This is a genomic window from Thalassobius sp. MITS945101 (assembly GCF_047123305.1).
In the GTDB taxonomy this organism is placed as follows: domain Bacteria; phylum Pseudomonadota; class Alphaproteobacteria; order Rhodobacterales; family Rhodobacteraceae; genus Thalassobius.
The window spans coordinates 4154503-4179063 of sequence record NZ_CP138918.1 but is presented as its reverse complement, the minus strand read 5'-3'; the positions used below and the strand labels follow the sequence as shown (position 1 = coordinate 4179063).

The 24561-nt window shown below is 59.8% G+C and carries 27 protein-coding genes; 15 read left to right on the top strand and 12 right to left on the bottom strand.

Features of this window, described 5'->3' with window-relative positions; translation table 11 throughout:
- Nucleotides 1-6: 6 nt before the first annotated feature.
- The 6 genes from SIC14_RS20465 (at nucleotide 7) to SIC14_RS20440 (ending at nucleotide 5218) form a co-directional block, all read left to right on the top strand.
- Nucleotides 7-1512: a tripartite tricarboxylate transporter permease gene (locus SIC14_RS20465; RefSeq protein WP_412563749.1), complete on the top strand. Its 1506-nt coding sequence runs from the start codon at nucleotides 7-9 to the stop codon at nucleotides 1510-1512.
- Nucleotides 1513-1515: 3 nt separating this feature from the next.
- A complete protein-coding gene (locus SIC14_RS20460; protein WP_412563748.1) occupies nucleotides 1516-2868 on the top strand; it encodes an acyclic terpene utilization AtuA family protein in 1353 nt (450 codons plus the stop codon).
- A 1-nt stretch (nucleotide 2869) separates the two neighbouring features.
- Complete coding sequence (locus SIC14_RS20455) at nucleotides 2870-3175, top strand: DUF4387 family protein (RefSeq protein WP_412563747.1); 306 nt, start codon at nucleotides 2870-2872, stop codon at nucleotides 3173-3175.
- Between the two features lie 14 nt (nucleotides 3176-3189).
- Nucleotides 3190-4227, top strand: coding sequence for a threonine aldolase family protein (locus SIC14_RS20450; RefSeq protein ID WP_412563746.1), 1038 nt, complete (start codon nucleotides 3190-3192; stop codon nucleotides 4225-4227).
- Nucleotides 4228-4314: 87 nt separating this feature from the next.
- Entirely contained in the window at nucleotides 4315-4740 is a 426-nt protein-coding gene (locus SIC14_RS20445; protein ID WP_412563745.1) for a DUF1284 domain-containing protein, read from the top strand.
- Between the two features lie 214 nt (nucleotides 4741-4954).
- The gene (locus SIC14_RS20440; RefSeq protein ID WP_412563744.1) at nucleotides 4955-5218 is read left to right on the top strand and encodes a hypothetical protein; all 264 of its coding nucleotides are present in this window, start codon (nucleotides 4955-4957) and stop codon (nucleotides 5216-5218) included.
- A 9-nt stretch (nucleotides 5219-5227) separates the two neighbouring features.
- Here the strand turns inward: SIC14_RS20440 and parE are convergent, their stop codons facing one another.
- Entirely contained in the window at nucleotides 5228-7183 is a 1956-nt protein-coding gene (parE, locus tag SIC14_RS20435) for a DNA topoisomerase IV subunit B (protein WP_412563743.1), read from the bottom strand.
- Between the two features lie 235 nt (nucleotides 7184-7418).
- Between parE and ppk2 the strand changes: the two genes are divergently transcribed.
- A complete protein-coding gene (gene ppk2 / locus SIC14_RS20430) occupies nucleotides 7419-8381 on the top strand; it encodes a polyphosphate kinase 2 (RefSeq protein WP_412563742.1) in 963 nt (320 codons plus the stop codon).
- 72 nt (nucleotides 8382-8453) lie between these two features.
- Here ppk2 and SIC14_RS20425 read toward each other — a convergent pair whose 3' ends face one another.
- Both SIC14_RS20425 and SIC14_RS20420 read right to left on the bottom strand, forming a co-directional pair.
- On the bottom strand, nucleotides 8454-11036 hold the full coding sequence (locus SIC14_RS20425) for an ATP-binding protein (protein ID WP_412563741.1): 2583 nt from the start codon (nucleotides 11034-11036) through the stop codon (nucleotides 8454-8456).
- A gap of 462 nt (nucleotides 11037-11498) precedes the next feature.
- Nucleotides 11499-12152, bottom strand: a complete 654-nt coding sequence (locus tag SIC14_RS20420; RefSeq protein WP_412563740.1) for a DUF2461 domain-containing protein — start codon at nucleotides 12150-12152, stop codon at nucleotides 11499-11501.
- A 238-nt stretch (nucleotides 12153-12390) separates the two neighbouring features.
- Between SIC14_RS20420 and SIC14_RS20415 the strand changes: the two genes are divergently transcribed.
- Nucleotides 12391-13773 (top strand): MATE family efflux transporter, encoded by a 1383-nt coding sequence (locus tag SIC14_RS20415; protein ID WP_412563739.1) that lies wholly within the window; start codon nucleotides 12391-12393, stop codon nucleotides 13771-13773.
- Nucleotides 13774-13848: 75 nt separating this feature from the next.
- Here the strand turns inward: SIC14_RS20415 and SIC14_RS20410 are convergent, their stop codons facing one another.
- Both SIC14_RS20410 and SIC14_RS20405 read right to left on the bottom strand, forming a co-directional pair.
- Nucleotides 13849-14277: a hypothetical protein gene (locus tag SIC14_RS20410; RefSeq protein WP_412563738.1), complete on the bottom strand. Its 429-nt coding sequence runs from the start codon at nucleotides 14275-14277 to the stop codon at nucleotides 13849-13851.
- A 48-nt stretch (nucleotides 14278-14325) separates the two neighbouring features.
- Nucleotides 14326-15528, bottom strand: a complete 1203-nt coding sequence (locus SIC14_RS20405) for a pyridoxal phosphate-dependent aminotransferase (RefSeq protein ID WP_412563737.1) — start codon at nucleotides 15526-15528, stop codon at nucleotides 14326-14328.
- Between the two features lie 102 nt (nucleotides 15529-15630).
- Between SIC14_RS20405 and SIC14_RS20400 the strand changes: the two genes are divergently transcribed.
- From SIC14_RS20400 to SIC14_RS20390, 3 genes are all read left to right on the top strand, one after another.
- Complete coding sequence (locus SIC14_RS20400; RefSeq protein WP_412563736.1) at nucleotides 15631-16047, top strand: helix-turn-helix domain-containing protein; 417 nt, start codon at nucleotides 15631-15633, stop codon at nucleotides 16045-16047.
- Between the two features lie 6 nt (nucleotides 16048-16053).
- On the top strand, nucleotides 16054-16326 hold the full coding sequence (locus tag SIC14_RS20395) for a succinate dehydrogenase assembly factor 2 (protein ID WP_412563735.1): 273 nt from the start codon (nucleotides 16054-16056) through the stop codon (nucleotides 16324-16326).
- A gap of 172 nt (nucleotides 16327-16498) precedes the next feature.
- Nucleotides 16499-16996, top strand: a complete 498-nt coding sequence (locus tag SIC14_RS20390; protein ID WP_412563734.1) for a MarR family winged helix-turn-helix transcriptional regulator — start codon at nucleotides 16499-16501, stop codon at nucleotides 16994-16996.
- Here the strand turns inward: SIC14_RS20390 and SIC14_RS20385 are convergent.
- From SIC14_RS20385 to SIC14_RS20365, 5 genes are read right to left on the bottom strand one after another with little or no spacing between them, the layout of a single operon-like run.
- The gene (locus SIC14_RS20385) at nucleotides 16990-17733 is read right to left on the bottom strand and encodes a DUF1194 domain-containing protein (protein WP_412563733.1); all 744 of its coding nucleotides are present in this window, start codon (nucleotides 17731-17733) and stop codon (nucleotides 16990-16992) included. The two genes, SIC14_RS20390 and SIC14_RS20385, sit on opposite strands and share 7 nt — an antisense overlap.
- Nucleotides 17730-18419 carry a DUF1194 domain-containing protein gene (locus tag SIC14_RS20380; RefSeq protein WP_412563732.1) on the bottom strand — a complete coding sequence of 230 codons (690 nt, stop codon included), beginning with the start codon at nucleotides 18417-18419 and terminating at the stop codon, nucleotides 17730-17732. The genes SIC14_RS20385 and SIC14_RS20380 overlap by 4 nt, the downstream gene beginning before the upstream one ends.
- Before the next feature lie 5 nt (nucleotides 18420-18424).
- The gene (locus SIC14_RS20375; protein ID WP_412563731.1) at nucleotides 18425-18853 is read right to left on the bottom strand and encodes a VOC family protein; all 429 of its coding nucleotides are present in this window, start codon (nucleotides 18851-18853) and stop codon (nucleotides 18425-18427) included.
- A 49-nt stretch (nucleotides 18854-18902) separates the two neighbouring features.
- Nucleotides 18903-20219, bottom strand: coding sequence for a surface lipoprotein assembly modifier (locus SIC14_RS20370; RefSeq protein WP_412563730.1), 1317 nt, complete (start codon nucleotides 20217-20219; stop codon nucleotides 18903-18905).
- A 58-nt stretch (nucleotides 20220-20277) separates the two neighbouring features.
- Nucleotides 20278-21201, bottom strand: a complete 924-nt coding sequence (locus SIC14_RS20365; RefSeq protein WP_412563729.1) for a hypothetical protein — start codon at nucleotides 21199-21201, stop codon at nucleotides 20278-20280.
- Nucleotides 21202-21410: 209 nt separating this feature from the next.
- Here SIC14_RS20365 and thyX point away from each other — a divergent pair, with 209 nt between their 5' ends.
- On the top strand, nucleotides 21411-22319 hold the full coding sequence (gene thyX / locus SIC14_RS20360) for an FAD-dependent thymidylate synthase (protein ID WP_412563728.1): 909 nt from the start codon (nucleotides 21411-21413) through the stop codon (nucleotides 22317-22319).
- A 76-nt stretch (nucleotides 22320-22395) separates the two neighbouring features.
- On the opposite strand, the gene SIC14_RS20355 is transcribed toward thyX, so the two are convergent.
- A complete protein-coding gene (locus SIC14_RS20355) occupies nucleotides 22396-22656 on the bottom strand; it encodes a hypothetical protein (protein ID WP_412563727.1) in 261 nt (86 codons plus the stop codon).
- Nucleotides 22657-22869: 213 nt separating this feature from the next.
- On the opposite strand from SIC14_RS20355, the gene SIC14_RS20350 reads away from it, so the two are divergent.
- Both SIC14_RS20350 and SIC14_RS20345 read left to right on the top strand, forming a co-directional pair.
- Nucleotides 22870-23181, top strand: a complete 312-nt coding sequence (locus SIC14_RS20350) for an HPF/RaiA family ribosome-associated protein (RefSeq protein ID WP_412563726.1) — start codon at nucleotides 22870-22872, stop codon at nucleotides 23179-23181.
- A gap of 222 nt (nucleotides 23182-23403) precedes the next feature.
- On the top strand, nucleotides 23404-23688 hold the full coding sequence (locus SIC14_RS20345; protein WP_412563725.1) for a hypothetical protein: 285 nt from the start codon (nucleotides 23404-23406) through the stop codon (nucleotides 23686-23688).
- Nucleotides 23689-23788: 100 nt separating this feature from the next.
- Here the strand turns inward: SIC14_RS20345 and SIC14_RS20340 are convergent, their stop codons facing one another.
- Complete coding sequence (locus tag SIC14_RS20340) at nucleotides 23789-23995, bottom strand: cold-shock protein (RefSeq protein WP_412563724.1); 207 nt, start codon at nucleotides 23993-23995, stop codon at nucleotides 23789-23791.
- Nucleotides 23996-24215: 220 nt separating this feature from the next.
- Here SIC14_RS20340 and SIC14_RS20335 point away from each other — a divergent pair, with 220 nt between their 5' ends.
- The gene (locus tag SIC14_RS20335; protein ID WP_412563723.1) at nucleotides 24216-24548 is read left to right on the top strand and encodes an arsenate reductase family protein; all 333 of its coding nucleotides are present in this window, start codon (nucleotides 24216-24218) and stop codon (nucleotides 24546-24548) included.
- Nucleotides 24549-24561 lie beyond the last annotated feature (13 nt).

The following is a 24561-nucleotide window of genomic DNA, read 5'->3' as shown; positions in this document are numbered from 1 at the left end:
CCCCACATGGACCTGTTTGCTAACCTCGCGATCGGCTTCGGCATCGCGCTCAGTCCGTTCACCCTGATGTTGGCGGTCTTCGGCTGCTTCATCGGCACCATCATCGGCGCTTTGCCGGGGTTGGGCCCGTCCAACGGCGTTGCCATCCTGATCCCACTCACCTTCTCGATGGGGCTCGACGCCACTTCGGCTCTGGTGCTGATGACAGCTGTTTATTACGGCGCCATGTATGGCGGCCGGATCAGCTCGATCCTTCTTAACATTCCCGGTGATGAACCGGCCCTGATGACCACCCTTGACGGCTATCCAATGGCCAAACAGGGCCGCGCGGGTGACGCGCTGGTGATTTCGGGCGTGGCCTCTTTCACCGGTGCATTCCTGTCGACCATCGGCCTGATGCTGCTGGCGCCCCTGCTGGCGCGTGTGGCCTTCCAGTTCGGTCCGGCAGAGTATTTTGCGCTCTATATGCTGGCCTTCGCCACGCTGGGCGGTATTGCTTCCAACAACCAGGCCAAGGCGGCGATTGCCTCCTGTATCGGTCTGGGCATCGCGATGATCGGCGTGGACAACAACTCCGGCCTGCCGCGTCTGACCTTTGGCAACCTGCACCTCTTTGACGGCATCGACTTCCTGGTTGCCATCGTGGGTCTGTTCGCCATCGCTGAGGTCTTCTTCTTCATCGAAAGCCACGGCAAGAACACCTCGATCGGTGTGAAACTGGACAAGGTGCGGATCCCGTTCAAAGACATCATCTCCACCGGCTGGACCCAGCTGCGTGGTTCGTTGATCGGCTTTGTTGCTGGTGTTCTGCCGGGTGCAGGTGCGTCGCTCGGCTCTTTCCTGGCCTATATGGGTGAAAAATCCATTGCCGGTGAAGAAGGTAAGTTCGGCACCGGTGTGCCGCGCGGTGTGGCGGCCCCTGAGGCTGGCAACAACGCGGCGGCTGGTGGGGCGCTGGTGCCCATGCTGACCCTGGGCGTGCCGGGTTCTGGTACCACGGCGGTTCTGCTGGCGCTCTTGATGACGCTGAACATCACCCCTGGCCCGACCCTGTTCACCGAACGTCCCGAAGTGGTCTGGGGCCTGATCGCCTCGCTTCTGATCGCCAACTTCGTGCTGCTTCTGATGAACGTGCCGATGGTGAAGGTCTTTGTGAAGGTTCTGTCGGTTCCGCCGTGGATCCTGCTGCCGGGCGTGACCATGGTCAGCTTCGTGGGCATCTTCTCGCTCTCGGGCAGCTATTTCGACCTGCTGCTGATGGTGGCCTTCGGTGTACTGGGCTGGGTTCTGCGTAAGCTGGACGTGCCAACCGTGCCGATCATCCTGGGCATCCTGCTGGGTGGCCACATGGAAGACGCTCTGCGCCGTGCCATGGTGCTGTCGGATGGCAATGTGACCTACCTGTGGTCTTCGCCCATTGCGATTGGCCTGTGGGTTGTGGCAATTGCTGGCTTCGTTGCGCCGATGTTCCTGCGCGGCATCCTGAAAAAGCCCCAACGTGTAACGGACTAAACCATGACCAAAGTTCTCGTGCCCGCCGGTGTTCTGGGCCTGGGGTTTGACCCCGACGCCCTGAAACGTGGCCTTGCCGAAAAGCCTGACATCATCTGCATCGATGGCGGCTCGACCGACAGTGGCCCATTCTACCTGGGCACGGGAACATCCAAATACTCCCGCGCGGCCAACAAGGCCGAGTGGAAACAACTGATGCAGGCACGAGCAGACGCTGCGGTGCCACTGGTCATCGGCTCCGCCGGAACCTGTGGCACCGACAGCACTGTCGACTGGATGTATGACATCACCGTGGAACTGGCCAAGGAGCTGGGCCAGTCTCTCAAAATCGCCCGGATCTATTCCAATCAGCCAGAGGCCCGCGTGTCTGAGGCTCTGACCGAGGGCCGCGTGACCGCGCTGTCGCCTGATCCCGGCATCTCTCCTGAAATTCTTAGCCAATGTTCCAACATTGTAGCACTGGCCGGTGCAGAACAGATCGGCGCCGCGATTGCCACCGGTGCCGATATTGTGATCGCAGGCCGCACCACTGACACCGCCACCGTTGCTGCGCTGCCCTTGATGAACGGCGACCATGCCGGTGGGGCGTGGCATGGGGCCAAGATCGCCGAATGTGGAGCGCTGTGTTCGACGCAGCCAACCTCTGGTGTGATCCTGGTGGAGTTTGACAAGACCGGCTTCACTGTCACCCCAATGGCTGAGGCCGCGCGCTGCACGCCGCATTCTGTCTCGGCCCATATGCTCTATGAAAATTCGGATCCGTTTCAACTGTTTGAGCCGGGTGGATACCTGGATGTGACCGAGGCACGTTACACCGCACTCAACGACCGTCAGGTACGGGTTGAGGGCGGCATATGGGTGCCAGCCGAAGATTACACCGTGAAGCTGGAAGGCGCCCGTATGGCCGGTTACCAGACCACGATCATGGCCATGCTGCGGACCGAGCATTACGTCAAAAACGCCCGCGAATGGGCTGCCAGCCTCGAGGCCTTTGTGCGCGACCTGATCGCTACGCGGATGGACCTGCATCAAGAGGACTATGATCTGGAATTCCGCCTGATCGGCGTGAATTCGGTCTTTGGCGATCTGGAAACCAAAATGGGGGAGCCGGTAGAGGTTGGGGTGGTGGGCATCATCACTGCGGACAGCCCGGAGACCTGTTCCGAGATCGGCAAGCTGATCAACCCTTTCCTGCTGCATCATCCGCTGACCAAGGACGAAGAGCTGCCCAGTTTTGCTTTCCCCTATTCGCCAGCGCAATCTGACCGTGGGGCGCTTTACGAGTTCTGCCTGAACCATGTGATGGTGCTGGATGATCCTATGGCGGCCTTCCGCCTTGAGTTGACGGAGGTCTGACATGGCGAAACTGGCTGACATCGGCGCCAAGGCGCGCTCGAAAAATGCAGGCCCGTTCTGGGTCACCATCGACGTTTTCTGCAACTCACCTGAGGCCTTTGCGACCCTGCGCAAGGTCATCCGCAATGACATGGTTGCAGGCCTGTTCAAGGTCGATCCACATAGCCTGAAACGGTTTGAGATCGCATCCTTAAACGTCATCAAGATCAGTGTGCCGCGCCCCACTGTGCAAGGATCGCGTTTTGACCGCGACATGCATGGGGCGCAGGCGGCTGTGCTGCTCTCGGAACTTGAATTGCCGTTCTGAGAACCGAGAGCAGCATGAAATATCGTATCGACCTGATTTCCGACACGTCAACCCGGCCCTCGGCCGGAATGCTGGCCGCGATGGCGGAGGCTGAGACCGGTGATGAGCAACGCGGAGAAGATCCGACCACGCTGGCGCTCTGTGCCGAGGTGGCGCGGATGCTGGGCATGGAGGATGCGATTTTTCTGCCCTCTGGCACCATGTGTAACCAGATTGCATTCCTGGTGCATTGCCGTCCGGGCGATGAAATCCTTGCCGCTGGCAATTCGCATATCTTCCGCTCTGAAGGGGCAGGGGCGGCCGCCCTTGCGAGCGCTCAGATAGCCACCATCCCCACGGACAGCGGGATCTTCACCGCCGAGGATGTCACCGCACGTCTGCGCGCGCCCCGCGACCGCGCGCCGGTGTCGCGGCTGATCTCTGTCGAGCAGACCACCAACTCGGGCGGTGGGGCAATCTGGCCGCTGGACGTTCTGGCGGAGCTGCGGGACCTGGCGGCAAAGGAAGGGCTGATCCTGCATATGGACGGGGCGCGGCTGATGAATGCCGCGGTGGGGGCCGATGTGCCTGCGGTCGATTTCTGTCAGGGCTTCGAAAGCGCTTGGATCGATCTGTCCAAAGGCCTCGGCTGTCCGGTCGGCGCCGTTTTGGCGGGCTCTCACGAATTTATCCGGCGGGCCTGGGTGTGGAAACACCGGTTGGGCGGGGCGATGCGCCAGTCCGGTGTACTGGCAGCGGCGGGGCTTTATGCGCTGGCCTACAACCTGCCACGTCTGGAGGAAGATCACGCCAAGGCCCGCCGTTTTACCGACCTGCTGCAAGGGGCGCAGGGGCTGGTGGCCAGTCCCAGAACGCCGGAAACCAACATCGCCTTTGTCGACGTTTCTGCCAGCGGTCAGACCACCGCCCAGATTGCCGCCACTTTGGCGCAGCAGGGCATTCGTCTGAACGCCGAAGGGCCCGAGCGCTTCCGGGTTGTGACCCATCTGGATGTCACCCTGGCCGAGGTGGAAGAGGCCGCCGCCGCCCTGATCACCGCCACCCGAAGCTGACGGGTTACAGATACGGCCCCAGATACGGCCCCCAGACCGGAGCCAAAACCATCGTGCCGCGCTGCGTTTGCCGTTATGGTGCGCGCCATGACCGACTCTGTCCGCTTCCGCCCACACCATTTCCTCTGCGCCATCGGCTATGAGGGCAAAGGTTATTCGGGCGAATTTACCGACAATATGACTGCCATCGTGCTGGACAGACTGCGCGCCCCGGGGGGCGAGGCGACACCGATGAAGGTGGTGGGCTACGCCGATGACATCTGCGGCCCCTGTCCCAAACGACGGGGCAGGTCCTGTGTGAACCAACAAGGTATTTCCCGCCTCGACCGCGCCCACGCACTGGCACTGAAGTTTGACCCACACGAAGAACTGACCTGGGGCGAAGCGCTGGAACGGATCCGCCAGAACGTCCTGCCGGGGGATCTGTCAAAGCTCTGCGAGGGATGCCAATGGCTGGAACTGGGCCTCTGTGAGGCGGCGCTGCGACGGCTGCATGAGGGACAGCTGGGCTAGGTAGTTGCCACTCATGTCAGACGCAAAGCGTCTGACTGCGCCCGACCCCGCCCCCATGGGCGGGCGCGTTCTGCAACGGTGGTTCTCGTTGCATGGTTAGGGCAGGCCAGCAAGGGCTAGGCAAGCGAAAAGCCGCCCTCGGGTTGGGCGCGGAAAAGTCGTTGAAGGTTGTTGTGTTTTTTCTTTAGGTTGTGGAAAACACAGCAGGTAGAAAATGAACGATTTTGGTGAGCAATACCACGCTGCGCAGCATGCAATCGCAACGTTGAAGTCACTCGTTAGAGAAGTGGTTTCCAATGCGCCAGATGGTGGGCTGAGGAACTCTGAGATTGGCCGGACGCTAGGAAACTACTCAGGTCACGTAGAACATGAAGGCCACATTTCACGCACGCTTCTGGAAATGCTTAAAGCTGAAGGAGTAGTGCAGCAAAACCCAGTGAACAAAGCATGGACACTGAGAAACCACTTCGAGCGTTAAGGCGCTGGATTAAACATCCAGCTCCTCCACAAACCGCGCGTTTTCCTGGATGTATTGGAAGCGCAGCTCGGGTTTTTTGCCCATCAGACGTTCCACCAGATCGCCGGTCTCACCCGGTTCATCCTCATCAATCGTCACCCGGATCAGGGTGCGTGAGGCGGGGTCCATGGTGGTCTCTTTCAGGTCTTTGGCGTCCATCTCCCCCAAACCTTTGAAGCGGCTGACGTCGATCTTGCCTTTGCCGCCCAGACCTTTTTCCAGCCATTCATCCCGCTCTGCCTCATCGACGCAGTAGACCCGTTTGGCCCCCTGGGTCAGGCGGAACAGCGGCGGGCAGGCAAGGTAGAGGTGACCGGCGTCAATCATGGGCCGCATCTGGGTGAAGAAGAAGGTCATCAGAAGCGCCGCAATATGGGCGCCGTCAACATCCGCATCGGTCATGATGATGATCTTGTCATAGCGCAGATCATCGACGTTGAATTTGGTGCCCAGGCCGACACCCAGCGCCTGAGTCAGGTCGTTGATCTCTTGGTTGGATCCCAGTTTGGACGACGCCGCGCCCAGCACGTTCAGGATTTTACCACGCAGCGGCAGCAGCGCCTGGTTTTTGCGGTTCCGCGCCATCTTGGCCGAGCCACCGGCCGAGTCGCCCTCCACGATGAACAGCTCCGTGCCCTCGCGGTTGGTGGCGGAACAGTCGGTCAGCTTGCCGGGCAGGCGCAGCCGTTTGGTGGCGGTCTTACGCTGGGTCTCTTTCTCCTGCTTGCGGCGCAGCCGTTCCTCGGCGCGCAGGATCAGGAAATCAAGGATCGCACCAGCGGATTTGGTATCGGCCGCCAGCCAGTTGTCAAAGTGGTCGCGGACCGAGTTTTCCACCAGCCGCTGGGCTTCCACAGTGGCCAGACGGTCTTTGGTCTGACCGACAAATTCCGGCTCTGAGATAAAGCAGCTGACCAGCGCACAGCCACCGGTGATCAGATCGTCGCGGGTGATCGAGGCCGCCTTCTTGTTGTTGACCAGCTCACCGTAGGCCTTGATGCCTTTCAGCACCGCCGCCCAGAACCCGGCGACATGGGTGCCGCCTTCGGGGGTGGGAACGGTGTTACAGTAGGACTGGATGAACCCATCTCGCGATGGCGTCCAGTTGATCGCCCATTCCACCTTGCCGGGGGTGCCGAACTTCTCCTGAAAATCCACGGTGCCGGCAAAAGGTTGTTCCGCATAGGTCGAGGCCTTGGCCATCGTTTCCTTTAGGTAATCGGACAGACCGCCGGGGAAGTGGAACGTCGCCTCGGTCGGGGTTTCGCCGTCATCGATGTGGGTTTTCCAGCGGATTTCAACGCCGGAGAACAGATACGCCTTGGAGCGGATGGATTTGAACAGGCGGGCCGGTTTGAACCGGTGTTTGCCAAAGATCTGCTCATCCGCGTGGAAGGTCACTGTGGTGCCGCGTCGGTTGGGGGCGGCGCCGACTTTCTCCACGGCCCCCAGCGGGATGCCACGGGAGAAACGCTGCTCAAACAGCTCTTTGTTGCGCGCAACCTGCACCACCATCGAATCCGACAGCGCGTTCACAACGGATGCGCCCACCCCATGCAGACCGCCCGAGGTCTGATAGGCCTTGCCGGAAAACTTGCCGCCAGCGTGCAGGGTACACAGGATCACCTCCAGCGCCGATTTGTCGGGGAACTTCGGGTGCGGGTCGATTGGGATGCCACGGCCGTTGTCGCGCACAGTCAGCGAATAGTCAGCGTTCAGCTCAACCTCGATCCGGTTGGCGTGGCCGGCCACCGCTTCGTCCATCGAGTTGTCGAGGATTTCCGCCACCATATGGTGCAGCGCCCGCTCATCGGTGCCGCCGATATACATGCCGGGGCGTTTGCGGACGGGTTCCAGCCCTTCCAGCACCTCAATCGAGGAGGCGTTATAGTCTTCTTGCTGTCCGGCGAGGAGGTCGTTGGCCATAGGTTGGGCTGCTTTCTGGCTGCTCGTTTATGCTTGGTTGGGGCTGCATTATGGCAGCCATTGTTAGGGGGGGAAAGTGCTGTCTGCGCGGGGGGCGCGTCAAGGGGGCTGGGGGGCGAATTCTACGTTGGATCCTAGGAAAGGTGGCAGATTTGTAACGGCTGTTGACGTGTATCAAGGCGGGTTTGCGCAACTGGCGCTATCCTTCTACCAACACATCAAAAAGGAGATGCCCATGACCGCACCTGCTGCGCCCAAACAAGCTGTGTCCAAAGCCCAGAACGGGGCCGCCCCTGCAACGACCGCGAAGGCCGGACCAAAGGCCGAGAATGTCACCGCATCAGCCCCTTCGATTGAAGATGTGCGCCATGCCTTTGAATCGGGGGAGTATCCCTACAAGAAAAAGATGAGCCGCACCGCCTATGAGGCCGAAAAAGCCAAGCTGCAGGCGGAATTGTTGAAGGTGCAGCTTTGGGCGCAGGAAACCGGTCAAAAATTCGTGCTGTTGTTTGAAGGCCGGGATGCTGCGGGCAAGGGCGGCACCATCAAACGGTTCACCGAACATCTGAACCCGCGTCAGGCCCGGGTGGTGGCGCTGAACAAACCAACGGACGAAGAGCGCGGCCAATGGTATTTCCAGCGTTACATCGACCACCTGCCAACGGCGGGGGAAATCGTGCTTTATGATCGCAGCTGGTATAACCGCGCCGGCGTTGAGCGGGTCATGGGGTTCTGCGAGCCGGGGGAGTATCTGGAGTTCATGCGGCAGGCGCCCGAGTTGGAGCGGATGTTGGTGCGGTCGGGCATTCAGATGTATAAATACTGGTTCTCCGTCACCCAGGATGAACAACTGCGTCGTTTCAAATCGCGGGAGACCGATCCGTTGAAACAGTGGAAACTGTCACCGATTGACAAGGCGTCGCTGGACAAATGGGACGGCTACACCGAGGCGAAGGAGGCGATGTTTTTCTACACCGATACGGCCGATGCCCCCTGGACGGTGATCAAGTCGAACCAGAAAAAACGGGCGCGGCTGAACTGTATGAAACATTTCCTCGCCTCGCTGGAGTATCCGGGCAAGGACCACGATGTGGTTGGCACACCGGATCCGCTGATCGTGTCCACCGCTAGCCATGTGATCTCCAGCGCCGATCATATCCTTGGCACCGCGCTGCACCCCGAAAGCCGCCGGGGCTGAGGGACGGATCCAAACATACAAAACGCGCCCAAAAGGGCGCGTTTTTTGCGTTTGGCTGCCGAGATAAGGCGCTTAAACGGCGACTTTTTCTTCCAGCAGACCGGCCAGACGTTTCACATCCAGCGGTTTGGGCAGAACGGCGGTGGCGCCGACATCTTCGAACCGTTTGATATCGTCACCCACAACAGCGGCGGTCAGACCGATGGCGGGGATTTCGATGCCTTCTTCCTGCATTGCCCGCACCAGTTCGTCCCCGGCCATTTCCGGCATGAACAGATCGGTGATCAGCAGGTCCGGCGGGTTGTCCTTGACCTTTTGCAAAGCTTCGCGGCCATTTTCAGCCAGCTCGATCTCGCCAAAAATGCGGCCCAGCTGTTTAGAGGTGACCTGTGCCACCAGCTGGTTGTCTTCGGCCAGAACCACGCGCATTTCGCCCAGCTTTTTGTTTTCAACATTGCTGGGCTGCGGCAGGGCGCTTTGCAGCTCCTGCTTGGAGGCCGCCTTGTCCGAGAGATTCAGACGGTAGCCGGCACCCCCTTCAGGGGCGTCAAAGTATTGCAGTGAGCCGCCCAACAGTTCCACCGCCTGTTTTGCGATATAGAGCCCAAGGCCCGAACCCTCCGCCTGATTGCGCGCATCCTGCGAGCCACGCTCGAAAGGCTGGAACAGACGCTCGATCTCGGTCTGGGGAATGCCCACACCATCGTCGGTCACTGACCAGAACGAACTGGTGGGCGTCGGGCTGGCGGGCAGGCCGGACATGTCGGGTTGGTAGCAGATGCGGATTTCCGAACCCTCGGAGTGGATGATCGCATTGCGCACCAGATTGCCAAGGATCTGTTTCAACCGGTTGCTGTCGCCCATCATCGGGCGGATCGAGTCGGGGCCAAGGTCCAGGCTGATGCGGATCTGCTTGCCCTTGGCCAGCAGCTGATAGGTGTTGCGCACCCGTTCGGCCACATCGGCAGGCACATAGGGTTTGATCGACAGCGGCTGGTTCTTCTCGGGGTTCACCGCCTGGCGCATGTCGTCGAGCACGCTCAACAGCTGGGTCGAGGCTTCGCGCATCTGCGGCACCAGCTCTTCGGAGGTGTGCCCATTCTCCATCTCATCGATCAGCATCGACAGCACCGAGGCGGGGGTGCGGATTTCGTGGCTGACGATCGAGAACAGCTGTTTCTGCTTGTCCTGTCGCAGCGACAGCTCGTTCAGCGCGTTGGTCAGGGCGCGTTCCTGCAGGTGTTCTTCGGTGACTTCCACCATCAGACCATAGACAACACGTTCGTTGCGCACCGTGGTTTCGGCCCAGAGGTGCAGGCGCATGACGCGGTTGTCGCCGGTGTCCAGCATATCGGCCAGACGCAGCAGCAGTGTGATCGAGGCGTGGCTGTCGCTCTCGATGGCGTGGCGCAGCAGATATTGCTCATCGGCACGGAAGCGGCCTATCAGGTCGTCCAGTTGTGCCTCGGCCGGCAGGCCCACCAGACGCATGCCGGCTGGGTCCAGACGCATGGTGTCACGGGGGACATTCACAGTGAAGAGGCCAACCCCAGCAAAGCCCCGCACGGTAGACAGACGGCGGATCGAGGCGACACGTTGTTCCCGTTCATGGCGGCCACGGCCACGCAGGGCAAGGATCAGCACGACCAGCACCAACAGCCCCAGCGAGTAGCGGTGCAATAGGGCAGTGCGCGGATCGGTGATCACGTGATCGGCCAAGAAGTGACCCGTCAGACCCGCATAAAGCGCGACGCCCGAGATCACCACGATTGGCGCCGCGCTGACCGGCAGGGTCAGGGCCAGCAGCGCTGCCAGGGCAGCCGCGTCCAGCATCGGATAGCCGCCATAGCCCGCCTGATGCAGTGCCATAAGACCGGGGAACAGCAGGATAAACGGCAGCGAAAACCGCAGCTCGTCCATACGGGGGGCCTGCTGGATGGCGACCAGAAAGGCCGAACAGACCACCGCACCGCGCAGCACGCGGGAAATGGCAAAGTCAAAGTAGTTCTCATCAAACCCCAGTGTTTCCAGACCGACAAAACTCAAAGTGCTGCTGAATGCGTTGTTAAGCACGGCAATGGCAATGCCGGTGGCCAGGAAAATGCCAAAGGTCGCGGCGGCGATCAGCAGGTCCGCTTCGAACGGTTGCATGTTCTGCATGGTCTTGCGGTAGAAGGTGCGCACCGCATAGCCGATGCCAAAACCCGCCATCAGGTTCACGATCAGCAAGAAGAACACCAGCCGGAACGACACCTCGGGCATAAAGGCCCAGGGCGCATTGCCGGTGAACGGCAGCAGGAAGGGAATGAAAAACAGCACCGAGAGCGCGGCAACGGGCACCCACAGAAGGGCACGCGGGTAAACCAGCACCCCGATCACGATGGCGAACATCGCCACATGGGGAGTCAGGTTCACGGCAATTGTGTTCGGCCCGTGCAAAGCAGCCCCGTAGGACATGAAGATGGTCCAGACGGCGACGATGGCCATGTAGATGAGGCTGTTGCGCACCGGATTGCGGCGCAGGGCCTCGGTGATGTGCTGAACGCGCGAGACTTCGAAATCACGGAAGACGAATCCCTGATCCGACCCCGTCTTTTCTTCGGCAGGGTCATTGTCCTCTACGACGAGGCGTCTGAGGTTGTCGTGGCGTCGCATTAGGCCTTCATCTACTGTTGGTTGACAGGTTGCGGGGTTCTTCCGCTGTGCAAACAAATACTCGAACGTCAAACGTACTAAATTTACTCACACTATATTCACGGCCTTTCGGCAGAAAATTAAAGCCCGATTAGGCCAAACTTATCCAAAAGTATGTATGACTTGGCCGAAAGAGACAGGGTTTTGCCTCGGAACGGGTGGGTGGTGCGCGTTTGGTTGACGTCGCAAATTACCGAAAGCTGCGCCGCCCACTATACGTTGTGACAGTTCGCAGCGAAATTGGCATATGTCGTGGTCAGGATTCCCCATGAAAAGCAGGGGATTCGCCTCAAACGGAAGTGGATTTCACCCGATTCGCAACATTGATGTGGAATTTGCCTACCATCTCAGGTGCTTGGCCGCAGTGGGCGTGAGGCGTTCATTTCAGCCGGTTTCTGCCCCGCACCCGTCCCGCGGGACCTCTTAGCGAATGGCCATCAACCAGTCCTGAAGCGGCATCAGACTGGCAAATCCACCCTTCAGGCTCTTGCGCAGATCGGTTGTCTCGGCAGGCAGTTCTTTCCAGAAAGTGAGGCTTTTGTGTTTCAGCAGATCGCCCTGCGGGTGATCGGCGGGGAAGGGGGCGGGCACCCGCTTGAGCTCGGGTTCGGAAAAGCGGATGCCGGATTTGCTGGCGTCGGAAATGGCGCGCATCAGGTCCTTGCCTTTGGCGCTGCCCACCCGTTTACGATAGGCCACCAGCTTGTCCTTCTCCATGCCCATACAGCCACCGCCCAGAACGATGCGGTCCAACTCGATCCCGAAATAGAACGCCGTGCGCCCCAGCCCTTCACCGACATGCCAGAGCATGTGCAGATGGGTTTTGTAGGGGGTCTTATCCTTTGAAAAGCGAATGTCGCGCTGTTGCCGGAACAGTTTAGGGCTGACCGGACGGTCGGTGATCTGCTGCAGATCTGCTGCCACCACATCAAGAAGCACCTCGGACGGGCCTTTCAACCGGCTGTCATAGCGCGCTTTGTGCTCCATAAACCAATCGCGGGTGTTGTTGGCGTGAAGCTCGCTCAGGAACGCGCGGGTGTCGGGGATCAGCTGGTCAAACGGCATGTCGGTGGGCATGGTCTCTCCTCTGGCTCGGAGCTAGCGTAGCGGGTCCAAAGGGCAAGGGGGAAGCCTGAGCACGACCCATCGGCGGAGCGTTGCGCATCCGCCGCGGTGCAGGGCCTGCGGCGTGGATATTTGGGCCAAGAAGAAAGCGGCGGTGCCAATGCGGCGGCGCTGTGCGCTGGCGCAGGGTGAGATGTGTGGGGAACGGTAGGGGATTGCCACGGTTGCGCCGCAGGACTAACGCTGGGGCATGACACGTGATTTGACGATTAACCAACACTTGAAAAACATCCTGACCCTGGGCCTGCCGTTGATTGGCAGCCATGTGGCGCAGTTCTCGATCAATATGACCGACACGGTGATGCTCGGCTGGTATGATGTCGAGGTGCTGGCCGCGCAGGTTATTGCGGGGACGGTGTTTTTTGTTCTGTTTATTCTGGGCTCCGGCTTTGCTTTTGCGGTGATGCCCATGGTGGCCGAGGCCGAAGCCGCCGGTGAAGGGGCGCAGGTGCGCCGGGTGACCCGGATGGCGATCTGGGCGTCGCTGCTCTATTCGGTGGTGGCCGTGCCGGTGATGTTGCTGGCTGAACCGATCCTGCTGCTGGCGGGGCAAACACCGGAAGTGGCGCGGCTGGCGGCGGACTATCTGTTGATCAATGGTTGGTCGATCATTCCGGCGCTGCTGGTCATGGTGTTCAAATCCTATCTTTCGGCGCTGGAGCGGGCTGGGGTGGTGCTTTGGGTGACCCTTGCGGCGGTGCTGATCAATGTGGTGGTCAACTACGCGCTGATTTTCGGCAACTGGGGCTTTCCTGAAATGGGCATTGAAGGCGCGGCTGTTGCCTCGCTCATTGTGAATATTGCCTCCATGTTGCTGCTGGGGGCCTACCTGCATTGGGTGACGCCGGAACATGAGGTGTTTTCCCGTTTCTGGCGCGCCGACTGGGAAGCATTCCGCGCGGTCACCCGTCTGGGTTGGCCGATGGGGCTGACCAGCCTGGCCGAGGTTGGCCTGTTTGCGGCCTCTTCGGTGATGATGGGCTGGCTGGGCACCTTGCCGCTGGCGGCACATGGCATTGCGCTGCAGATCACTGCGCTGACCTTTATGGTGCATCTCGGCCTGAGCAACGCCGCTACGGTGCGGGCGGGGCGGGCTGTTGGGCGGCGCTCGATGGGGGATCTGCGGCTGGGGGCCAAGCTGGTGACCAGCCTGTCGGCAGGCTTTGCGGCGCTGACGCTGGTGGTGTTTCTGGTGTTTCCCGAGCCGCTGTTGGCACTGTTCCTGTCGCCGGAGGATCCCCAGCGCGATGTGGTGATTGCCCTTGGGGTGCCTTTGCTGGCGGCAGCGGGTCTGTTCCAGTTTGCCGATGCCGCGCAGGCGCTGGCATTGGGGGTGCTGCGCGGGGTGCAGGACACCAAGGTGCCGATGGTGATGGCGGCCATTTCCTACTGGGTGATCGGGGTACCGGTCAGCTATGTGATGGGCTTTGTCCTAGGCTGGGGCGGTGTTGGCGTCTGGGCTGGTCTGGCGGTGGGGCTGGCCTGTGCCGGTGTCCTGTTGATGGGCCGGTTCTGGGGGCCGGTGATGGGCCAGACCGAGGCGCGGATTGCCAAGATGAAACCGGCCGAATAGGCTGAGAAGACTCCACAAAAAAGGGCGCCCCGGTCCGGAACCGCGGGCGCCTTTTTCTTTTGACTACGTAAGGGTTTACCCTTCGTTCTTTTCGGCCTTGGCAGCGGCCTTCATCAACCGGTCGGCTTTTTTGCGCACCAGCACCGAGCGCAGGTCATGCATGGTCAGGAGCAGTTGATCGGTTACCGCTTCCAGCTGGTCCTCGCTGGCGCGGCTCTGGGCCCAATGGGTGGTCAGGTTCAGGTGATCCACCGTGCGCAGGATGTCATCCACGTCACGTTCCGCCAGCAAGGCGCGGCGATCGTCCATCCAGTGCCGGATGGCCATCAGATCCGCATCCGACAGCTTACGGTCGCCATGCGGTTTGATCTCGCCGTTTTTGATATTCACATTGGCGATCTGATCCAGCTCGATCCGGCGCTGGCGGTTTTCGGTGTCGACACGAAACACGAAGGCCCCGTTTTCACGCACCCGGAAGTAATATTCGGGGAGATCAACAGACATGGGGCCTCCAATTCATCGTTTCTTAAATGCTCAAATCACACTGCCGCGTTACACCAGCTTGGCACAGAAGTCCTGAATGCGGGTGCAGGCGTCTTGCAGCAGCGCGTCAGAGGTAGCGTAGCTGACCCGGAAATTCGGCGAAAGCCCGAAAGCCGCGCCAAAGACCACGGCCACACCGGTGTCGTTCAACAGTTCGGTGGCAAACACCTCGTCCGAAGTGATTTCGACACCCGCTGGGGTTTTCTTGCCGATCAGCCCCGCAATGGATGGGTAGACGTAGAACGCGCCTTCGGGCACCAGGCAGGTGATGCCGTCAATCGCGTTCAGCATATCCACCACCAGATTGCGGCGGCGCACGAACATTTCATTGTTGGGCGCCAGGAAATCCTGTGGCCCGTTCAGTGCGGCAACAGCCGCCTTCTGGCTGACCGAGCAGGGGTTCGAGGTCGATTGCGACTGCACCTTGCGCATCGCGGCGATCAGCTGTTCGGGACCGGCCGCATAGCCGATGCGCCAGCCGGTCATTGCGTAGGCTTTGGAGACGCCGTTTACCGTCAGGGTGCGGTCATAGAGCTTTGGCTCCACCTCGGCCGGGGTGCAGAACTTGAAGCCGTCATAGGCCAGGTGTTCATACATATCATCGGTCATGATCCAGACATGGGGATGACGCAGCAACACATCGGTCAGCGCCTTCAGTTCCTCACGGCTGTAGCCCGCGCCGGTGGGGTTCGAAGGTGAGTTGAACAGGAACCACTTGGTGTTGCGGGTGATGGCGGCCTCCAGCTGATCCGCAGTCAGTTTGAAGTTGTTTTCAACCGAGGTTTCCACGGTCACCGGCGTGCCACCCGCAAGCGTCACCATATCGGGGTAGCTGACCCAGTAAGGCGCCGGGATGATCACCTCATCCTCGTGGTTCAGCGTGGCCATGAAGGCATTGTAGAGCACCTGTTTGCCACCGGTGCCGACGCTGACCTGTTTGGTCGTATAGTCCAGCCCGTTGTCCCGTTTGAACTTGGCGCAGATCGCTACTTTCAGATCGGGGATGCCGTCGACCGCCGTATAGCGGGTGTGGCCTTCGTCAATCGCGGCGATCCCGGCGGCGCGAATATGCGCTGGCGTGTCGAAATCCGGCTCACCGGCAGAGAGGCCGATCACATCGCGGCCCTGCGCCTTCAGCTCGGCCGCCAGATTGGTCACCGCAATGGTCGGCGACGGTTTTACACGGGCAAGTGTCTCAGACAGGAAAGACATAAGAGGACCTCACTGCGTCAATGGCATGGTTTGTAATCATTCAGACCATGTCTTAGGTTGTGGCGCGAGGCCGTTCAAGCGTGTTCGGCGGAAAGGAACGGAATGCAAGATCAAGAAGGCACTACCGAAGCTCCGCAGACGGATTTCGATTGGTACGGACCAGATATGGCCACGTTTGGCGATCGTCTGGCGGCGGCACGGGAACAGGCTGGGCTGGAACAGCGACAATTGGCCAAACGGCTGGGGGTCAAACTCAAATCTGTGCGGGACTGGGAATACGACCTCTCCGAGCCGCGCGCCAACAAACTCTCGATGCTGGCAGGGCTGCTGAATGTTTCGATGAGCTGGCTGTTGACGGGCACGGGCGAGGGCGTTAGCGAACCGGCAGAGGCCGGGCTGGACCCGGACGTGAATGAACTCCTGACCGAGATCCGCGACCTGCGCCTGCAATTCACCGCATCTGCAGATCGGCTGGGCCGGTTGGAGAAACAGCTGCGGCTGAAACTGAAAGGCGAATGAGGTCTGATGACGGCTCCTGCAAAAGAAACCCGTAAGAACCGGATCAAACGGCTGCACATGCGCTCGATGCGGCGTGGCATCAAAGAGATGGACATCATCCTGATGCGCTATGCGGCGGCCAAGCTGGAAGGCATGAGCGACGCCGCGCTGGATGCCTATGACGCGCTACTGAGCGAAAATGATCAGGACCTCTATCAATGGGTCTCTGGTCAGCAGGAAGCGCCTGCCGACCTGCAAGACCAGATCACCGATATCCGCGCGGTGGCCACCGGCGCCTGAAGGGTGGCGCGCCCGCAGCGTTGTGAATATTGAAACGCCTCCGCTCGTGCGGGGGCGTTTTCTTTGGCAAAGGGTGAAATGCATAGGATTTTAGCAAGCTGCCCGTACATTAAACCTATATTTGTTTTTATGCCGCATGGTCAGCCCAAGTACCACTTGGACGGAGACCGGCATGAGCCTTCATGACCCCTTAAAAACCGGCGATCACGCCGGATTTATGAACAGCTACCTGGACACTTTGGCCTTGGTTGAACGGCTACACCGGCTGCTTTTGGATGTCATCAAAGATGAATTTGAACGTATCGGCGTGCTGGAAATCAACGCGGTGCAGGCCCTGTTGCTGTTCAACATCGGCGACAATGAGGTGACCGCGGGGGAATTGAAAACACGTGGCTATTATCAAGGCAGCAATGTCAGCTACAACCTGAAAAAACTGGTCGAAATGGGCTATATGCACCACCAGCGTTGCGAAATTGACCGACGCTCAGTTCGGGTGCGGCTGACGCCAAAGGGGCGCGGCATCCGCGATGTGGTGGCCAGCCTGTTTTCCCGCCATGCCGAAGGGCTGCAATCCAAAGGGGTCCTTGGCCCTGACGGGGTGGTGGAAATCACCAACTCTCTGCGCCGGGTGGAACGCTATTGGACTGATCAGATCCGCTACATCTATTGAGCCGCCAGCGTCACCGGCAGGCTAGGGGCCTGCATCAGCCCGGCGCCATAAAGCTCGCGGATCAGCTTGCGGGTCATGGCGTCCTGATAATCGTCAAAGCCAAGCGCCAGTTCCGTAAAGGCCTGCGGCCCCTGGATGACATAGGACTGATAATAGGCGGTCAGCCCCTCAGGGCCGGTGGGATGACGGCTGGAGGGATCGGCGGCAAAATCCGCGATGATCAGCCCATTCACGGTGATGCCCTGCACAATTGCTGAGGTTTTGACGGTCTGGGGCAGCGGGCCTGCATTGGCCACGCCATCACCAGACAGGTCCAGCACCCGCCGGGCACAGTCCCGGCTTTGCAAGGCCGTTGCGCCCATCTGCATCGCTGCCCCAATTGCCGTCGTTGGAGCGCCGCCAACCCGTTGGGCCTGTCTCAACCGGCCGGCCACCTCGGCAATATCCGCGGCGCTGCGCAGACTGCGCCAGGGCTGGACCACATGCTGATCTTGCGGGCCGGACCATTCAAACACCATCAGATCCACATGCCCGCCGGGCTGCCCCAAAAGGGCTTGTTGCACCGAGGGATCTTCCAACGCACCGGCCACCCCCTGCATCTGCAACCCATACTCTCGCGCATCGACAGAGCCGGACACATCCAACCCCAGCGCCAGCGCCTGCCGGCACTCCGCTGTCGCCAGACCGGTCGTTGTCAAAAACGCCAGCCCCGCCAGCGTCAATTTCAGGGTGTTCACTCCACCAGGTCTCCCATCAGGAAAGGCCGCAGTTCGCGTTCCAGCTTACGCCGCATCGCAGTTTCGTAATCCTCGAAACCGCGGGCAATTTCAAGGAAGGCAGCGGGGCCGCGCAGCACTTCTTTCTGATAGTGGGCGATGATCTTGTCGTCCTGATGATCCCCGTTGGAGGCCACCGCCAGCCCATTGACCACCACATCGCCAAAGCCAAAGGCACGGTAGGCATGGCGTGGTCCGAAACCTTCGTTGTTTTCACCATCCCCGCTGACGTCGATGGTGGAATAGAGACAGCGTGGCCCGCGATCCAGCTGCTTCCAAGCATAGCTCAGGGCATGACCAATGGCGGTGGGGAATTCGCGGGTGGAGCGTTCAGAGCGCGATATCGCCTCTGCCGCGCCCAGCAGTTTTGACGGGCTGTCGATCATCGTCCAATCCAGCAGGATCTTCTGATTGACCCGTCCCGACCATTCAAACGCCACCAGAGCCACAGGTTCATGTGTGGCAAAAAACGCCGCCTGAACTTCAGGGGCCAGCAGCGCCGCTGCCAGCCCCTGCCGTTGCAACGTGTCTTCGGTCGGATCGACCGAGGAAGAAATATCAATTGCAAGCACCAGCGCCAGTCGACACTCCACCGCCGCCGCCGGAGTGGCGGCCAGAAACGAAAGGAGCGTCAGCAGCCGGCGCACCGGGATCACCAGTGGCCGGTGTTGCCCATGCTGGCCCAGGGTTCAGCAGGCGCCAGCGCCTCCCCCTCTTGCAGCAGTTCGACCGACACATTGTCGGGCGACCGTACAAAGGCCATGCGCCCATCGCGGGGCGGGCGGTTGATGGTGACACCATTGTCCATAAGATGCTGGCATACCTCATAGATATTACCAACTTCATAAGCCAGATGGCCAAAGTGGCGGCTGTCATCGGGCAGGGCGTCGTCGCCGTCCCAATTGTAGGTCAGCTCGACCGGGCACTCTTCCTGGCCTTCCGGCGCCATGAAGATCAGGCTGAACCGGCCCTGTTCGCTGTCATAGCGCCGGGTCTCTTTCAGCCCCAGAAGTTTGTAGAATGCCTGGCTTTTCTCCAGGTCTTTCACACGCACCATTGTGTGTAGGTATTTCAAATGCATCGTGGCTCCCTCAGTTACGGGCGCCGCCATTGACCGGTTGTCCCTGCAGTCAGAAGCTGGATTTCACCCCAAGCGAAACGGTGGTTTCACGGGTTTCAAACCGGCTGACATTGGACGTGGTCTTGCGGGCCTGTACAGTGAGAGATGGTACAAATCCCCCATAGTCAAGCGCTTGCAGGGTAAATTCCATCTGTCCAAACACACTTCGGTCTTCTCTGCCGCCAGGAACGGCAAAAAAACCAAGACTGTAATCGGCATAGTGGTTCAGGCTGGCCCCAAGGCTTGCGGAGGGGGTCACTGGCCCCAGCGCGGTGCCCGATGCCCAGCCCAGTGTGGCGCTCACCTTTTGTTGTCGCGCATTGGCATTGCGGCTTTGGGCGTCCTTAAGGCTGAGGCTGAGGCTAAACCGGTGATCCTCTGCGGTCTGATGAGACAGGGTGCCGTGCAGGGACAGGCTGGTGACATCGGGCAGGCCGCTTTCATAGCGCAGCCGTTCGGCTTGTGCGGTCACGCTCAACCGGTTTTGTTTGCCCAGCTCCAGACCCCGTCCCAGATTGACCCGCAGGGTTTGCTGATAGGGATCCTGACTGGACCAGCTTTGTCCCAGACTGGCGCCAAAGGACCATTGCCCGTTGCCCTTGGCCTTGCGGTTCTGGCTGAGGCCAAGTTCCAGATAGTCGAAAGCAAGGCTGGAATTGGTGAGGCTGGGCGCCTGCACGCGGGCCTCATCGGAGAGGTCAACGCGCTGCCCGTAGTAGCGCAGGCTGACATGGGTGGACTGCGCCTTGGTGCCGCTTAACCGGTAGGACAGCCCCAGATCCGCCGTGCCCCGCACGCCAGAAAGCGCCTGCGCCGAGCCGCTGAGGAAGCCGAAAATTGGCACCCCATCGATGGTGGAATAGGGCGAGTTGGCCCCGTTGTTCAGATTGTCCGTCGGCGCCAGAGAGGTCTGTAGGCTCAGCTGCCAGGGCGACATCCGGCTGATCAGCCGGTAATCCTTGACCACCTGCTCGCGAAACCGCTCGTCCGGCAGATGCAACAGGGACCGGCGCAACCAGATCTGAGCCGCCAGGTGTTTTTGGTCTTCGATCGCCAGACGGGCGGCAAACTGAGCCGCTTGAAACTTTCCGGCGGTGGTGGTGGCATGGGCAAAAGCCAGTCGCGCAGGTTTGCGCGCCAGATCCGGTTGGCGCATCAGCTGATAGGCGCGGGCCAGGATGAAATGCGCCTCGCCATTGGCGCGGTCGGCCAGCAACAACCCCTGCGCCAATTGTGCCGCCAGCGCGGGGTGACCCCTTTGTAGCGCTTCGATGGCCAGAACACGGGCCTGAGCGGGGCTGACCCGCAGATCCTCGGCGGAGGTCACCCCCGCTGCACAGCAAAACGCGGTCAAACAAAGTGCAGGCAGGACAAGCCGCACGGGATTACAGGCTCGGACAGTCCGGATGCGCGCCGGCCGCACCGCAGCGGGTCATGATGAAGACGCCATATTCTTCTTCGCCAGTGACACGGTTGGTGGTGCCGTCAAACTCTTCCAGATACACAACGCCCGCAACCGAGGTTGCCCCGGCGCCACCAAACAGCCCGGCGTAGCTGCCGATCTGAGAACCGACGACACCTTCGTATTCAACAGTGCCTTCGAACGTCCCCTCGGCGGTGATCGCCGTCGGGACCAGAATGACATCTGGCAGCGGGTTCAAACCGCCCAGATCGTCCACCAACTGACGGTTGGAAATCTCCGCATCCATTTGCAGGTTTTCAAAATCCGCATCGAGCAGAATGATCCCCGTGACGCGGTCGGACTGCCGCGGCGGGGTCAGGTTGGGATCCAGGCCGGAAGAGTCGAGCAGCTGGGTGCCGCTGTTGGCCACATTGGTCACCCCGGCATAGTCGCCGCGATACTGAACTTCACCCTCTGTAGGGGCATGATCATAGGGCGAGTACACGCCCAGACCTTGCCGGCCGTAGACGCCGCCGCCAAAATAGCGGTTGTTGTTGCCGCCATCAGCAACAACACCGGCATAAAGCTCATTGTCGGCGCTTTCGCCAAACAGGGCGGTGTAATGTCGATCAGCCGGGCTGCGTTGCAGGGTGTAGCCCTGATAACCGTTGGTATCGACCGCTGCGGTGCGGACGTAGGTGACATTGCGTTCACCCCCATGCACGGCGTTCAAAGTCAGAACCAATTCGCCGGCGTCGGCATCATAATCCACAGCTTGCAGAGCCCCCGCCACCGTCGCAGGGGCGGGGTTGGTTGTCATGCCAAAATCGGTATTGGTGCCACCTGGATCCGCGGTACAGGCCGCCAGCAAAAGCGGCGCCAACAAAAGCTGCGCGTAACGTTTCATCTGCCTCGGTCCTTATTATTCTGCTCAGGGCCTGTTTTCTTTGAGACTCTGCCTCAGACGGGCAAAAGTCAATGTTTGTTGCGCCTTTGGCGCGAAAAAAGCCACGAACTGTGACTTTGCGAAATGCAAGCCCATATTGCAGTTTTTTATCGCCCGAACGCTAGATATAGTGGCCTGCGACTCGCCTTAGCAGTGATTTGGAGGACAGAATGCCCATCACCCTGGAACAGCAGGCCGAAATTGACGCGCTCCGCGCCACCCCGCGCCAGACCCTGCGCGCCGTCTCGGAAGGGATGGAAGCGCATCTTTATCAGGCCTATCCGGTGCTGGATCACGGGTTTGTCCGTGTGATCGACTATATGGGCGATGATGCTGCGATCTGTCAGGCCGCCCGCGTTTCCTACGGCAAAGGCACCAAATCGGTGCAAAACGACGAAGGGTTGATCCGCTATCTGATGCGGCACTGGCACTCGACCCCGTTTGAGATGTGCGAGCTGAAGCTGCACGTCAAACTGCCGGTTTTTGTGGCGCGTCAGTGGATCCGTCACCGGACTGCCAATGTGAACGAATATTCCGCCCGTTATTCGATCCTCGACCGTGAGTTCTATATCCCGCAGCCTGAACAGCTGGCGGCGCAATCGGTGATCAACAATCAGGGCCGCGGTGAAGCTCTGACCGGAGCCGAAGCGGAGCGGGTTTTGGACATCCTGAAGGGGGACGCGGCGCGGTGCTATGACCACTATGAAGAGATGATCTCGGACGATGGTCAGCAGGGCCTAGCGCGGGAACTGGCGCGGATGAACCTGCCTGCCAACATCTATACCCAGTGGTATTGGAAAGTGGACCTGCACAACCTGCTGCACTTCCTGCGGTTGCGCGCCGACAGCCATGCCCAGTACGAGATCCGCGTCTACGCCGATGCAATCTGCAAGTTGGTCGCCGATTGGGTGCCCTTTGCCTACAAGGCGTTTGAGGACTACCGGATGGGCGGCGCCGCGCTGAGCGCCGGCGCGCTGGACTGCGTGCGCCGGATGCTGAAGGGCGAAGAGGTCACCAAAGACAACAGCGGAATGAGCGTCCGGGAATGGCGCGAATTGCAGGACGTTCTGGAGGGGTAACCCGCCCAAGATTTTAGACTCAGATTTTAAAGCGCCCGATCTGGAGAGAGGTTGGGCGTTTTAAGTTGTTGTGGCACTAAAGCCCGCCATCTACCCCACGTTTACACTGGCGCGGTGGCTTGCCATCACGGCTGAAGGCCTCCACCCCACAGGTTTCGCAGCGAAAGCGCGAAAAACTGGCGTTTTTCTGGCCTTCGGCCCGCCAGGCACAACGGTTCCGGCCAAACAGGGGCACCGGTCGGCTGCGCCGTTTGGACGAAGGCGAGCGTTCCCCAACCACGGTCAGGGAGGGGGCAGAACGGGCGCCAAACAGGCGCTGTAGAAAACGGCGGATCATCGGGCGGGCATCTTTGGGCTGGCACTCGTTTGCTGGGCGTCTCTCCTATGTCATGTTGGGTGTGGACGCTCGGGTTTCAAGGGACCTAAAGGCTGGCGACCACGGCGGTTTTGTGCCGGTGAATTGCGGGCAATTCTGTTTCTTACTTGTTCCAGATCAATCCAGACATATGTGATTCCTCATAGACTTAGGCCAAACAAGAAGGAGGCTCTGATGCATATTCAGATCAACACCGACCACAATATTCAAGGCGACGACCGTTTGGCAGAGGTCTGCGAACAGCTGGTCGCCTCAACCCTAGCGCCGATCGCGTCGAGGCTGACACGTGTGGAGGTGCATGTGAAAGATATGCGTGGTCCCAAAGGGGGCGAAGATATCCGCGCCACCGTTGAGGCCCGTCCTGAAGGCATGCGTCCCTATGCGGTGCATCATGATGCCACCGATATTCAACACGCGGTTAAAGCGGCGTCCAAAAAACTACGCCAACGGCTGGAAGGCGAATTTGGCAAGCTTTCGGCGCATTAATCCCGTCCCCCGACGGTATTGACCGCTGCAAAGGCCCGCTGCTCTACCAGCGGGCCTTTTATATAGGGAAACGCATTTGAAACACTCCTCTATTGTTTTTGTTCCGGAAACGCCGCGTTTCCGGATATAGTATTGGGCAATTCCTTAAGATCCCGTTACGCTTGCGGGCAATCATGACAAAAATTTGCCCCTAATGCGGGGTCTCCATTGGGGGAGAATTCCATGAAAATTGCCAAACTCACCGCCATTATCACCCTCGTCCTGCCGCTGGCTGCACAGGCCGAGCCGCGGATCTATCCCTATGATGGCATTGCAAATTATTGCCCCACCGGGCAGCAGCCTGTGTCGATGAACGGGGTGATCTGTTGCGGGGTTCCCAACCAGTCGATGAGCTATCAGTCGGTCATGCGTCACGGCGCCAGCAGCAAGCGCAGCAAGCCTGTGGCAACCGCGAAGTCCAGTGGTGTGGTCTGTCCCGAAGGTCAAAAAGGCTGCTACACCAACTGACGGTTGATGCATCCTGTCCCAACCGGATCTGGGACTTCAAAGCATATGGGCAGGGTGACGGCGAACCGTCACCCTTTTGTTTTGCTGTGATAATACGGGGTCAGAGCAGGGACAGGCTGCCTGCCATCTGACGGCCATCGCGGCCGTCGATCAGCTCAAAATTGACCTTTTGTTCATCTGCAAGTCCCGTCAGGCCGGAGCGTTCGACCGCAGAGATATGCACAAAAATGTCTTTGCCGCCGTCATCGGGGGCGATGAATCCGTAACCTTTGGTGGTATTAAACCATTTCACGGTGCCCGTTGGCATGTCCGTGTCTCCTTCTTGCCGTTCCTTTCCCCGAAAATGCGGGGCCCATGTCACTTTGGCTGGCAGGATCCAAAAACTTCTCTCAAAATTGACGGAGCCTTTGAAGCCTAAGTCACGGAATACAGTGAATACACGGGTTTTTTAAAAATCAAGCAAAACAAGGATGATCCCAAATCACAGACGGTTTATTGCTTATGGGAACCAGATTATGAGGGCGAAAATGCAACTATTTGGGCTGAAAAGCTGTGATACATGCCGAAAAGCGGTGAAATCTCTGCAGGCAGCGGGTTTTGCGGTGGAGTTGGTGGACCTGAGGGCGCAACCCATGGATGCGGATTTGCGGGCTGCGGCCTATGCTGAATTTGGCGATGCACTGGTCAATACACGTTCGACCACCTGGCGCGGATTGGATGAGGCGGCGCGCGCGCAGCCTGCGCTTGAATTACTGGCGGAGCATGAGGCGCTGATGAAACGTCCGCTGATCGTGACTGAGGAGGGGACGATGCATTTGGGCTGGACCAAAGCGGTGCAGGCGGCCCTTGGGGTTGGATAATGCCAAACGCCGC